The following is a 13,057-nucleotide window of genomic DNA, read 5'->3' on the forward strand; positions in this document are numbered from 1 at the left end:
CGCTTTATATTATTATTGGTTTAAAATAAGGACAGATGGTTCTAATATAGAGACATTAAGTGGGAGGCGGATCACGTGAGCTTAAAAACATTGGATCAGGCGCTGGAAGTCTTTAAATATTTTACGAAGGAACACCCTGCATGGGGGGTTAGGGAGCTTGCGAAAGAATTAGACAAAAGCCATTCGATCATTCATAGAATCTTATCCACATATGAACAACACGGATTTTTGAAAAAAAACGAAGATACAAAGAAATACGAATTAGGCCTAAAGTTCTTTGAATATAGTGTTTTGGTACAAGATCAATTAAAGATTACAGATATTGTTGATCCTTACATGAATGAATTGGCTGAAAAATCTAAGGAAACGGTGTTTTTAACCTGGCATGACAGAGGTGAGGGGGTCTGCCTCTCCATTGCAAAAAGCAGCCACAGTATTTTATTCTCAGTATCTGTCGGCTCTAGGACACCGCTCTATGCAGGGGCTTCAGGCAAGGCTGTTATGGCCTTTTTGTCCGAAAAGGAGCAAGCGGCGATTATTGAAAAAGGTGTAGATCGGCTAACCTCAAACACCATTACGAATCCAGAACAATTAATTAATGATTTGGAGGCTATCCGGAAGAGGGGGTGGTGCTATACGTTAGGAGAATATTCTGATGAGGTTGTTGGTTTGGGCATACCCCTTTTTAATCACAAGAATCAAGTTATTGCCTCATTGACCATCGCCGCCCCCTCATATCGATTATCTGAAGAAAGAGCTAAGGAATTATTAGATGACATAACGTATGCCCGTGATCAGATCCAAGGAAAGATTAGAACGTATCAATTAAATCCGTAGTCGGGTGTTAATGCGTGCTTTTTTAAAAGGAAAAGGCACGTAAAAGAGTTATTATCAAAATATTTAGAGAGTGGTGAAAACATGAAGAAGGGCCAATTCCAAAATGAAACACCATCCATTCTATCACCTTTATTTTTAATAATAGTTGCTGCTGTATCGGTATTTGGAGCGATTGTCGGTCTGCAATTAATCACATCATTAGGTATTTCCGCCAATACATCCATTATCGGTGCGTTATTGGCTATGGTCATTGCCAGAATCCCAGTCAGCGCGCTTATTAAATTTAAGTCTGTCCATACACAGAACCTTGTTCAAACGTCCATATCCGCAGCCACTTTCGGGGCAGCTAATAGTCTATTAATTCCAATAGGCATACCCTTTTTGCTTGGACGGACGGATTTAATCATTCCTATGTTTATTGGCGCCGTCCTGGCATTGTTTGTGGACGCTATCCTTTTGTATCGCTTTTTCGATTCGAAACTGTTTCCTGCCGCTGGTATTTGGCCGCCGGGGATTGCCACGGCCGAATCGATCAAAGCGGGGGATGAAGGCGGCAAAAAAGCGGGATTTTTAGGAGCCGGGATCGTCGGAGGTATTGTTGGGGCTTGGGCAGGCATCCCTATGTCGGCATTTGGGGTTGCTTTTATCGGCAACATTATGGCTTTGACAATGTTTGGCATTGGTTTACTCGTCAGAGCATACAGCGAACCTGTCTTTGGCATTGACATTGATGCCTTATATATTCCCCATGGATTTATGATCGGTGCCGGTGTCGTTGCCCTTATACAGATGATTTTTATCATTATGAAGGATCGAAAAAACACCCAAACACTTGCATCTAATGAAGAGGCAGCCGCGGCAGAGAACGCAAAAGAAGATCCCCTGCAAACCGAAGAAACATCTTATACGAGAACACGCAGGGATACTTCTAAAGCATTTGGTTATGGCTTTATAGCTTATTTAGCTGTGGCGTTGATACTTGCGCTCATCGGTGGTCTTATTTCGCATATGTCGATTCCAATGTTAATTGGTTATATGTTATTTGCGGCTTTTGCTGCATTTATTCATGAAATCATTGTCGGGGTAGCGGCAATGCATTCCGGTTGGTTTCCGGCTTTTGCTGTCGCACTGATTACATTGATTATTGGAATGTTGATTGGATTTCCTCCTATTGCATTGGCTCTGCTGGTTGGTTTCAGCGCGGCAACTGGTCCGGCATTTGCTGATATGGCTTATGATTTTAAAACCGGCTACATTCTTCGGGGCAATGGAAAGGACAGAGAGGCAGAGCTTTACGGACGGCGCCAGCAGTTCAAGGTGGCATTAATCGGCTTTGCTGTAGCATCCGTCGTGGTTCTGCTGACCTTTAATCATTATTTTCAGCAAGGTCTTTTGCCGCCTGTTGACAAGGTTTTTACAGCCACCATCCAAGCGGGGGTTTCGGCGGATGTTGCGATGAAATTATTAATATGGGCGATTCCGGGAGCACTGCTGCAGTTGATCGGCGGGCCCAAACGCCAAATGGGCGTACTGGGTGCAACGGGTCTATTAATCAATTTCCCAATGGCTGCCTGGGCGGTTCTTGCCGGAATAGCGATAAGAGTCACCATTCTGAAGGTTGTCGGGAAGAAGGCAGAACCGGCTATGTACACAGCAGCAGCGGGGTTTATTGCCGGTGATGCATTGTTTACTTTCTTTCATTCCATTTTCAAAGTCAAATAGATAGGAGTGTCATTTGTTATGAGATATCTAGGTGAACGTGAAATTGAAGATATTGCTGTAGGAGCTTCCCTTCTTGGTACTGGAGGGGGCGGGGATCCGCATATAGGGAAATTAATGGCCCTGCAAGCCATTGAGGAACAAGGGCCTGTTCAATTGTTGGAAGTCGATGAATTGCCAGACGATGCTCTTATAGTGCCCATTGGCATGATGGGAGCTCCGACGGTCCTGTTTGAAAAGGCACCAGGTGAACATGAAGCGACCAATGCTTTTAGTATGATGGAAGACTATTTGGGAGAAAAAGTTTATGCTACTATGCCGATTGAAATCGGCGGGGTCAACTCCCTCCTTCCAGTTGCTGTCGCTGCCCGATTAGGCTTGCCTGTAGTCAATGTGGATGGCATGGGACGGGCTTTTCCTGAATTGCAAATGGTCACCTTTTATTTGGATGGCATCTCAGCATCACCGTTAATTCTAGCTGACGAAAGAGGGAATACATCGGTGATGAACACAGTAGATAACCATTGGGCAGAGCGCCTTGCCAGAAGCGCCACGATTCAAATGGGCGGCTCGGCGACAGTCGCACAGTACCCTATGCATGGCAAAGACGTTAGAAGAAGCGGCATAGCCGGAAGCTTAGGCCTTGCTGAAGATATAGGGAAAGCCATCCGTGAAGCCAAACAAAACAATCAGAACCCGGTGGATGAAGTGATATTGCGCTCGGGGGGGATCAAATTATTTGAAGGCAAAGTGACGGATATCAGCCGGAGAACGGTGACGGGATTTGCAAGAGGCACAGCGACGATTGAAGGCATTAATGCGGATCGTTCGCACACCCTTAAGCTGCATTTTCAAAATGAATTTCTTTTGGCTGAAAAAAATGATGCCCCTGTTTGCATCACGCCTGACCTCATCTGTACGTTGGACGCTGACACGGGAACACCGATTACGACGGAAGGCCTCCGTTACGGTGTCCGCTGTGCCGTAATTGGCATTCCATGTCACGAAAAATGGCGAACAAATAAAGGCCTTGAAACATGCGGGCCCGGTTATTTTGGTTACGGCATGGACTATATGCCATTAGAGACGCCGGCAGCGAAAGGGGATAAGACAGTATGACTTATCGGATTGGCATTGATGTCGGGGGCACCAATACAGATGCCGTCATTTTGGATGAACAATTTAATGTGTTAGCGAAGACGAAGAGGCATACGACTGCGGATGTCAGTAAAGGCATCTATCAATCAATGAAAGAAGTGATTGAAGCGTCCGGAGTGCCGCGCCAAGACATCCAATATGCCATGCTTGGCACCACGCATTGCACAAACGCGATCGTGGAAAGGAAACGTTTCAATCAAGTCGGCATCATCCGCATCGGCGCTCCGGCGGCTATGGCTGTTAAGCCAATGACAGGCGTTCCAGCTGATTTAAAACAGAAGTTAAATCAACATGTCTATTTGGTTGAAGGCGGACATGAATTTGACGGGCGGGAAATCGTTCCCTTCGATGAGGAGGCTGTGTATAATGCAGCCCGAAAAATGAAGGATGAAGTCGACTCGGTTGCGGTGACATCGATCTTTTCTCCAGTTTCAAATGCCCATGAAAAACGAGCTGCGGAAATCATTCAAGAGGTTATTGGCAGCATCCCGGTGTCGCTGTCATCGGAAATCGGCAGTGTCGGACTCTTAGAAAGAGAAAATGCCACGATTCTTAATGCATCGGTCGTCAATGTCGCCGAGGCCACGGCCGTTGGCTTCATGAATGCTCTGGAAGAGGAAGGCATCGATGCAAAGGTTTTCTTTGGACAAAACGATGGCACGTTAATGTCGGTCGACTATGCGATCAAATATCCGATTTTAACAGTTGCTTGCGGGCCGACGAACAGCTTGCGCGGCGCTTCGTATTTATCAGGAAAATCGGATGCTCTCGTCATTGATGTTGGGGGAACGACTACAGATATCGGGGTTTTAATTGACTCGTTCCCGCGGGAGTCCTCACTAGCTGTTGACATTGGTGAAGTCAGAACAAATTTCCGCATGCCTGACCTCGTATCGATCGGTCTTGGCGGCGGAACGGTGATCCGCATGAAAGATGATCAAACATTCGCTATCGGGCCTGAAAGTGTCGGTTACCGCCTGCCGGAAAAAGCCTTGGTATTTGGCGGGGACACATTAACCGCTACCGATGTTGTCGTTGCCCTTGGCAAGGCAGATATTGGTGATCCGTCAAAAGTTCAGCATCTTGACAAGATGCTTCTTACAAATATTTATGCGTCCATGATCAAGATGGCTGAAAAAGCGATCGACCAAATGAAAACGAGTGCTGATCCAGTTCCTGTCATTCTTGTCGGCGGGGGAAGCATCTTATTTCCGGATGCGCTTGAAGGGGCTTCAGAAGTGATCAAACCGGAAAATTTCGGTGTCGCTAATGCCATTGGCGCTGCTATCGCTCAAATAAGCGGACAAGTCGAGAGAATTTATTCCTTGAATGATTGGGGCCGTGATAAAGCAATTGACCATGCCAAACAAATCGCGATTGGAGAAGCAGTAAAAGCCGGCGCTGATGAAACCACATGCCAGATTGTCGATATAGAGGATGTCCCATTGGCGTATTTGCCTGGAAACGCCACCCGAATCCGGGTAAAAGCAGCCGGTGAGCTTGCGTCAACCTGACATCCAGAAGTAAAAACGCATAAATCCCTAAAAATCCTCGGTACAGTCAATTTGTACCGGGGAATTTTTATTTTTCCCTCCCTGCCATGATATGATTAATGTAATTATACTTTCTGACGGAAACTTCTATAAAAGATGGTGGAACGATATGGATGTCAAAGAAGCAATGTCAATCGGTGGTTTGGAAAAAGGGGAGATTGTAGCAGGGAATAAAGGAGTAAATCGGCCGGTACGAGCGGTCGAAGTGATGGAGGTTCCCGATACAACGAGTTGGCTGACGGAAGGGTTGTTGATTGTCACAACCTTTTATGCCATTAAAGACAATCCGGAAGCGCAAATAAATTTTTTCCAGACCCTGATTAAGGAAAAAGGGGCAGGATTAGTGATCAAGCCGGGGCGCTTCATTAAAAATCTCCCTGAAGAAATGTATCGGTTGGCTAACCAAAACAATATGCCATTAATTACAGTTCCGAATGATGTCGTCTACGGGGACATTTTAACGCCTTTGTATGAAGAACTTTATAAAGAGCGCTCAGCAGATCTCGGCTATTATCAGGTATTGGCTTCCATTTTGGATACAACGGATCAAGATCTCAATCACATTGTCAATCGCCTGGAAGATTATTTAGGAAATCCAGTATATATAGAAGACACAAAAACAAGGCTGCTGGCGGCATCACAGGAAAAATTGAATGATGACTGGCGGCGTAGCTACTTTTTGCTTACGAAGGCTTCATCGGGTTTTCAACGGTTTATAAATAACCCTGAGACCTTAGAGAAGTTAAAACATGGGAAATGTCCAGTTAAGGTGGGAAGAGAGGAGCAACGGGAGTCACGTGTTATCTTCCCGATCCGGGATAATAATCAATTGCTGGGCTTCATTACTGTGATTGAAAAGAATCAGCCCCTAGAAGAGGAAAATGACGCATTGCTTCAACAAGTGGCATCCCATCTGTCATTGCTGCTGATAAAGGATCGGTTTTCGAGCCAAGCGCAGCAATCGTTAGAAAGGGAATTTGTTAACGATTTGATTGAAGGAAACATTTTGCCGGGAGAATTGGAACATCGCGCTGCGGGTCTTGGCATTCATTCACATCATGCGTCATTTTTCTTAACGCTTAATTATCAAAGCTATCTTCAGGAACATGCTGAGGAACAGGACGTCAGATCACAAGATCCTTTTGTTCTCCAACAAATCAAGACGATTGTTCAACCGTTGTTTGAAAAGACCATGATTTTCTTTAAAAGAAATCAGTTGTATCTGTTTTGCTCGGTCCCGAGTGAAAAGGATGTGTCACAAGCGGTAAAGGAGAAAGGCCATCAAATGATCGAACGCATTAATCAAGCCTTTCATTTTCCTTTTAACCTTGGAATCGGGAGGGTGTATTGCGATCTTAATGATGTTTACAGGTCTTATGAGAAGGCGCAATTGGTTTTGAAAATCGGGCGCGACGTTTGGGGAACGGGCCAAGCTGTCCACTTTGATCAGTTAGGGGTCTACCGGTTTTTAATGAAGCTAAGAAATGACTCGGAGACCCTTCAATATGCACATGATTTGCTTCGCCCGCTGTTGGATTATGACCGAAAGAATCTTCAATCGCAACTGGTGAAATCTTTGAAAGTTTATTTACAGACGAATGGCAATGTAACAAAAGCCTCGGAACTTCTGTTTGTTCACCGCAGCACGTTGAAGTACCGATTAAAAAAAATACAAGACATCACTCATATGGATCTGGATGACAGTGAGATGCGCTTGCAATTCCAAGTGGCTTTTAAATTGTTGTCTATGCATAGCGATTCAAGCTTTTAAAAACAAAACTTAACTGCCTTTTGCCTGCTTCATTCCATCAGCGACTTCTTTAATCGAGACTGACTCTAGTCCGCCTCCTAAAGGTACCAGTATTCAGGATTAAGATAGACAATATGTTCGTTTTTATAAGCATTCGTCTTTTTATCTAATGCATTCTCGATAACTTTTTTCGCTGATGCTCCTTTGCCGATTGCGGCATCACGGTCTATGACAACTGGTGCTACACCAAGGACATCATCTATCATGCCGAACCGCGAACCAAGTCCATAAGCGCTCACTTTCCCGCCAGTTGTCAGTGTGACTAAAGCCTTTTTGTTCTTTGACGAAGTTGCATCTTTTACCTTTTTAATAGATGTATCAATTTTATCAAGCTCATTTTAAAATCTATTGTTTCAAAAGACCTTAATACCTTACACTCCGATTTCTGTCTGCATGTCTTTGCCTTTTCAATTAATCGATCTTCGTATGCCTGAACTTCAAAACTTGCATTCTGTTCGAACATGATAACCCTCCAAAATTATGTTGACTTTGCCTTATATAGGTAAGACCGTCAAACGCTTTTTTTATTTTTATTTAAATAAAAGTTTTGGTTAAGGATGGTCAGTTTTATTTGTCCAATGCGTACAAAAAAGCGGACAGACATTAAGCCAATGTGTGGATATCGCGCAACAATTTGAAAATTTATAATTTGTAGATAAGGGATTTGATTTATCCAATAAATTATAAAGGGGAAGATGGATCATGACTTTAAAACAAACATTAACAGCTGTTGATGTCTTAGATAACGCCGGTGCGGCGGGAGAGCATGTCGTCCAGCTCTTTGTGGGATTCAAACACGTGGAAGCCGAGTCAACAACCGTAGAAGGGGAAAAGGGTTCAACAGATTTCATTAAAATTGTTGTAAAAGGCACGGATGGAAAAAGCGGCGGCGGGAACGCACCGACCTTTGGCATTGTCGGACGTTTGGGAGGCATTGGCGCCCGTCCGAACCGGATTGGATTTGTTTCGGATGGGGACGGTGCTGCATCTGCGATTGCCGCGGCTTTAAAGTTAGCCGAAATGAGTGAGCGAGGTGACCGGCTAAAAGGGGATGTGATCATGACGACACATGTCTGTCCAACAGCCCCCGCCATCCCGCATGAGCCGGTAGATTTCATGGGGTCTCCCGTCGACATCCTTACGATGAATAACCACGAAGTGCTGCCGGAAATGGAAGCACTCCTGTCTATAGACACAACAAAAGGCAATCGGGTTATCAACCACAAAGGGATTGCGATTTCACCGACCGTAAAGGAAGGTTACATTTTGCGCACAAGCGAGGACTTGCTTCGTGTGATGGAAATGACGACCGGACAACTTCCAGTGACATTCCCGGTCACTATGCAGGACATCACGCCTTATGGGAATGATATCTATCATGTTAACAGCATTTTGCAACCTTCCGTGGCTACATCTGCTCCGGTCGTAGGTTTGGCGATTACAGCTGAATCAACTGTTCCCGGCTGCGGAACCGGCGCAAGCCATGAAGTTGATATAGCTTCGGCAGCACGCTATGCCGTCGAGGTGGCTAAGGAATTTACCGAGGGTGTGACAACGTTCTACGATTCAGAGGAATTTAAGAGAATGACGCAATTATATGGTTCAATGACCGTTTTGCAAACCTTGGGTCAGGGTTAAAATCGATTGACGGGGTGATTAGATGAATGCAACGCATAAGAAAATCAGGAAAATAACAATAACGACAGTTGTTATATTGTTTACCGCATGGCTGGTTGATTACATTGATCGATTCTTGATCACGATTGCACTTCCCTCCATCAGCGATGATTTTGGCCTCAGTGCCTTTCAACAAGGTTTGGTGTTAAGCACGTTCTACTTTTCCTATGCCCTAATGCAGATTCCCGGAGGCTTTTTAGCAGATAAATTTGGTGCCAAGAAAATCATGGCTATTGGTATGGTAGGCTGGTCAGTATTCACAGCAGCTACAGGATTAGCATTCAGTTATGTCACACTGCTGGCCGCCCGCCTTTTGTTTGGGGTCGCTGAAGGTATTTTCCCAGCGGCTTCCTATAAGGCTATCGCTGAACGGACGACAAGAAAGAAACGGATGACGGTGCAAGGCTTTACAATGTCTTCAAATCAATTGGGCGGGGCATTGGGCACTTTGGTTGGCGCGCCGATTATAGTATGGATCGGCTGGCAGCATACATTTCTGGCCTTTGCTGTCCTTGGTGTTTTAATGTCTCTCGCACTTGTCATGTTCCTGCCGAGGAAGCTGACGGCTGAAGAAGCTTCCCATGGGGAAACAGAAGGGTCGCAAGAAGAGACAAACGATGGAGGAGTTTCCAATCATAAAGTTGAAGATTTGGGGATTCAAGTCAGCAATCGGGATTTGCTTAAGAGTTGGACAATGTGGCGTTTCTTTTTCATGTTTATGGGCTATAACATTGTCCAATTAGGCATCGTCACTTGGATGCCCACATATCTCATTAAAGAAAAGCATGTGAGTTTAGCGGCGACGGGTGTTCTCTCGTCTATCCCAAGTTTAATCGCTATTTTCGCTACGATTCTCGGCGGATGGTTATTTGATCGGTACTTTCATCGTCATCACCGCCGGATGATCGTGCCATTGTCAGTGATCACGGCTATCTTCCTGTTCTTTATGTTAAGTGCTGATACCGTTACGCAGTTCGTCGTCTTTGAATCGCTTGGCATCTTTTGTTCCACGTTATGCTTTATGCCGATCTTTGGCATGCCGATGCGAATGTTGTCTTCAGCTGTTGCGGGTGTAGGTAATTCGATGGTCAGTTTCGGCGGTCAAGTCTCGGGAATCATCACGCCAATGATTATTGGGGCATTGGTTCAAGCCTTTTCGTATGAGGTAGGTTTTGGATTCCTTATCTTCGGGGCGGCATTGACAGCTGTTTGTTCACTTTCCCTGCCTGAGACACAGCAGGGATTCCAAAAAGCGATCTCGAAAAATATTGGTCTTAAAGGAACAAAGGCAGGTTAATCAAAGGAAGAGCCTGGCCATATTAGTCAAGAGAAAGAAGGTTTTGCAAATGCATCAATCAAGGGAGGCCATAAAACGGCAAGTATTGGCTGCCGTTGAAGAACATCAATCTGAACTGATTAATCTCTGCTCTGAGCTGATTCAGTTTCCAAGTGAAAACCCGCCTGGTGATTCGGGGCCGATTAATCGGATGATCCATGACTACCTTTCAAAAAACGGAATGGAAGCTGTCTGGCATGAAGCTGGCGATAAGATGTGGAACCTGGCTGCCGAAACGGGTAGTGAAGAGGGAAAAACACTTGTCTATTGCGGCCATACCGATGTTGTTCCTGCCGGTGACCGAACGAAATGGGATTTTGATCCTTTTTCGGGAGAGGTCAAGGACGGATGGATGCTCGGCCGCGGAGCCAGCGATATGAAAGGCGGTTTGGCAGGTATTCTTTTTGCTGCAGCACTTTTAAATCGATTAGGTATCGAGCTGCCAGGCAAGTTGGTTCTGGCGATCGTGCCTGATGAGGAAACAGGCGGAGACTTGGGAGTGCCTTGGCTGCTTGAGCGCGGGCTTGTTAAGGGTGACGGTTGTTTGATCGCCGAACCGTCAACACCTTTGAACCCGACATTGGGACAAAAAGGGGCATGTTGGTTTGAATTGACTGTTAAAGGTGCACCAGGACATGGCAGTCTGGCACCGTTGTCAGGCGTTAATGCCATCACCCAAATGGTTCAGGCTATTGAACGCCTTCAAAGCATATGGGATATAGACGTTCATATTCCTGAAGAAGTGAAGCCGATCACAGCTATTACAAAGAAATACATGGCTGACACCAAGAATTATGAAGAAGTCGTCGAGCATGTTACGGTTAACATTGGAACGATCCAGGGCGGAACAAAGTCGAATGTCGTGCCTGATCAATGTACGATCGAGGTCGATTGCCGACTGCCGTTCGGCATTACGCCAAATGATATCTTGCAATATGTTCAACAAGAATTGAATGATTTGGACCTTGATTATGACCTTCGACCGTTTGGTTTCCAGAGCATAGCTAATTTTACAAGTCCTGAAGATCCAATTTGCCAGTCTGTCGTCAATACCATTGCTGATGTGACCGGCGAAGAAGCATACGGTGTCATGCAATGGGCAAGCAGTGACGCACGCCATTTTAGAGACTATGACATTCCAGTGTTGCAATACGGCCCAGCATATTTGCCGACCATTCATGGCTTTAATGAACGTGTTAAAGTGGAAGATATCATTCGCTGTGCAAAAGTTTATGCATTAACTGCCATTGATTTTCTTTTTGAATCGGCATCTGAGTAAAGGTCGAAAATGGGAGGGGCGAAGGTAAGGTGAAACAAACAATCGGGTTGTTAACGATTGGTCAGTCACCTCGGGTCGACATGACACCTGAGATGAAATTGATTCTAGGAGAGCATGTCGAATTGGTCGAGATGGGAGCGATCGATGGTTTGTCGGAAAAGGAACTCCAGGATTTTGCTCCATCTCCGGGTGGCGCGGTGTATATTTCCCGTTTGAAAGACGGGCGCTCATCAGGTTATCCAAACAAGCTCTGTTGCCTAAGCTGCAGGAAAAGATTGAATGCTTGGAGAAAAGGGGCGTTTCGTCGACAATTCTAGCGTGTACCGGGAATTTTCCGTCTTTTAAACATAATAGGCCCATCATTTTTCCGGATAAAATTTTGGCCTCTGTCGTTCAAGGTGTTTTATGGAAAGGGACACTTGGTGTCATTGTGCCGTTGGCGGAACAAATCCAATGGTTAAAGGAAAAATGGCAAGGTTTCGGATTGGATGTTCTTTATGCTTCAGCCTCACCCTATGCGTCAGATGATTTTCGCGATCCGGCATGGGAATTGAAGATGAAAGGCGCAGATATAATCGTATTAGATTGTATGGGATACACGGTGGAGCACCAAGCCATCGTTCGCAATGCGAGCGGATTGCCCGTGATCCTGTCGCGCAGCCTTGTAGCGAAAGTTGCGGATGAACTTTCGTGAAAATCGGAGTAAGAAAGGAGAATGCTTTATGAAAGGCCAGGATCTGGTCGGCAAAGCCAAACAAATCTATCAAACGAATCTCCTATTGCAATCAGATGAAACAGTTTTAATCATTACGGATACGACACGAACAGATATTGCCCAAATCTTTTTCGAAGCAGGCCTATCTTTTGGGAATGACACCCAAATGATGGTGATGAAACCGAGAGGAAAATCGGGTGAAGAGCCTCCCAAGTCAGTAGCGGAAGCTATGAAATGGGCAGATATTGTTCTCTGTATTACTGAGCACTCACTGACACATACCAAAGCCCGTAAAGCGGCAAGCAAAGAAGGAGCGAGAGTAGCCACCATGCCCGGCGTTACTATGGACATGTTGACAGAGGGTGCCTTAACTGCCGATTATGATAAAGTGAAGAAGCTTTGTCATGCTGTATCAGAACGTCTCAATCGAGGAAAAACGGTGACAATTTTCACCGGAAAGGACAGGCGTCATCAATTAACCATGAACATTAATGGCAGGAGAAGTGTTGACAGTACCGGTGTTTTTCCCAGCAAAGGTGATTCAGGGAATCTTCCGTCCGGTGAAAGCTTTTTGGCACCGGTTGAAGGTTCCGCCAATGGTCAAATCTTGATCGACGCGTCGATTTCCGGTATAGGCAAACTGGTGGAATCCGTTTTGTTGACCATCAAAGAAGGCCGGTTAATTGAGGCGAGCAGTGACCAAGGAGCGAGGCTGCTTGACATGCTGGGAAATGGTGCGGGCCGCGAAGTCGGAGAACTTGGTATCGGAGCGAATCATAACGCCAGAGTCACCGGCAATATTCTTGAAGATGAAAAAATCTATGGAACAATACACATTGCGTTTGGCACGAATATCACCTTCGGCGGCACTGTGGATGCCGGCGTTCATATCGATTGCGTCACCTTGCGGCCGGAACTTCGGATTGATGATCAGGTTGTTGTCAAAGAAGGAGACGTCTTGGTATGAAAATAA

General features: G+C 45.5%; 10 protein-coding genes and 1 pseudogene. 10 read left to right on the forward strand and 1 reads right to left on the reverse strand.

Annotated features, from left to right (window positions below):
- The first annotated feature begins 75 nt into the window (after positions 1-75).
- The 5 genes from EV207_RS08265 (at position 76) to EV207_RS08285 (ending at position 7,038) form a co-directional block, all read left to right on the forward strand.
- Positions 76-837: an IclR family transcriptional regulator gene (locus tag EV207_RS08265; RefSeq protein WP_132745576.1), complete on the forward strand. Its 762-nt coding sequence runs from the start codon at positions 76-78 to the stop codon at positions 835-837.
- Positions 838-918: 81 nt separating this feature from the next.
- The gene (locus EV207_RS08270; RefSeq protein WP_132745578.1) at positions 919-2,559 is read left to right on the forward strand and encodes an OPT/YSL family transporter; all 1,641 of its coding nucleotides are present in this window, start codon (positions 919-921) and stop codon (positions 2,557-2,559) included.
- Positions 2,560-2,577: 18 nt separating this feature from the next.
- Entirely contained in the window at positions 2,578-3,675 is a 1,098-nt protein-coding gene (locus EV207_RS08275) for a DUF917 domain-containing protein (RefSeq protein ID WP_132745580.1), read from the forward strand.
- Positions 3,672-5,228, forward strand: coding sequence for a hydantoinase/oxoprolinase family protein (locus EV207_RS08280; RefSeq protein WP_132745582.1), 1,557 nt, complete (start codon positions 3,672-3,674; stop codon positions 5,226-5,228). Before EV207_RS08275 ends, EV207_RS08280 begins: the two co-directional genes overlap by 4 nt.
- A 148-nt stretch (positions 5,229-5,376) precedes the next feature.
- Positions 5,377-7,038, forward strand: coding sequence for a PucR family transcriptional regulator (locus EV207_RS08285; RefSeq protein WP_165886875.1), 1,662 nt, complete (start codon positions 5,377-5,379; stop codon positions 7,036-7,038).
- Between the two features lie 77 nt (positions 7,039-7,115).
- Here EV207_RS08285 and EV207_RS08290 read toward each other — a convergent pair whose 3' ends face one another.
- A complete protein-coding gene (locus EV207_RS08290) occupies positions 7,116-7,316 on the reverse strand; it encodes a substrate-binding domain-containing protein (RefSeq protein ID WP_207902933.1) in 201 nt (66 codons plus the stop codon).
- A 463-nt stretch (positions 7,317-7,779) separates the two neighbouring features.
- Here EV207_RS08290 and EV207_RS08295 point away from each other — a divergent pair, with 463 nt between their 5' ends.
- The 5 genes and pseudogenes from EV207_RS08295 to EV207_RS08320 all read left to right on the forward strand — a co-directional run bounded on the left by EV207_RS08295 (position 7,780) and on the right by EV207_RS08320 (position 13,051).
- Positions 7,780-8,715: a DUF1177 domain-containing protein gene (locus EV207_RS08295; RefSeq protein WP_132745586.1), complete on the forward strand. Its 936-nt coding sequence runs from the start codon at positions 7,780-7,782 to the stop codon at positions 8,713-8,715.
- Between the two features lie 22 nt (positions 8,716-8,737).
- Complete coding sequence (locus EV207_RS08300; protein ID WP_132745588.1) at positions 8,738-10,051, forward strand: MFS transporter; 1,314 nt, start codon at positions 8,738-8,740, stop codon at positions 10,049-10,051.
- Positions 10,052-10,100: 49 nt separating this feature from the next.
- Positions 10,101-11,369, forward strand: a complete 1,269-nt coding sequence (locus EV207_RS08305) for a M20 family metallopeptidase (protein ID WP_132745590.1) — start codon at positions 10,101-10,103, stop codon at positions 11,367-11,369.
- Between the two features lie 92 nt (positions 11,370-11,461).
- A pseudogene (locus EV207_RS08315) lies at positions 11,462-12,063 on the forward strand (AroM family protein).
- A 28-nt stretch (positions 12,064-12,091) separates the two neighbouring features.
- Entirely contained in the window at positions 12,092-13,051 is a 960-nt protein-coding gene (locus EV207_RS08320) for an aminopeptidase (RefSeq protein WP_132745596.1), read from the forward strand.
- Positions 13,052-13,057: the final 6 nt, after the last annotated feature.

This window comes from Scopulibacillus darangshiensis (assembly GCF_004341035.1).
GTDB lineage: Bacteria > Bacillota > Bacilli > Bacillales > Sporolactobacillaceae > Scopulibacillus > Scopulibacillus darangshiensis.

Coding starts and splice junctions, on each gene's coding strand:
- EV207_RS08270 (WP_132745578.1), top strand. CDS start 919: ATGAAGAAGGGCCAATTCCAAAATGAAACACCATCCATTCTATCACCT.
- EV207_RS08275 (WP_132745580.1), top strand. CDS start 2,578: ATGAGATATCTAGGTGAACGTGAAATTGAAGATATTGCTGTAGGAGCT.
- EV207_RS08280 (WP_132745582.1), top strand. CDS start 3,672: ATGACTTATCGGATTGGCATTGATGTCGGGGGCACCAATACAGATGCC.
- EV207_RS08285 (WP_165886875.1), top strand. CDS start 5,377: ATGGATGTCAAAGAAGCAATGTCAATCGGTGGTTTGGAAAAAGGGGAG.
- EV207_RS08295 (WP_132745586.1), top strand. CDS start 7,780: ATGACTTTAAAACAAACATTAACAGCTGTTGATGTCTTAGATAACGCC.
- EV207_RS08300 (WP_132745588.1), top strand. CDS start 8,738: ATGAATGCAACGCATAAGAAAATCAGGAAAATAACAATAACGACAGTT.
- EV207_RS08305 (WP_132745590.1), top strand. CDS start 10,101: ATGCATCAATCAAGGGAGGCCATAAAACGGCAAGTATTGGCTGCCGTT.
- EV207_RS08320 (WP_132745596.1), top strand. CDS start 12,092: ATGAAAGGCCAGGATCTGGTCGGCAAAGCCAAACAAATCTATCAAACG.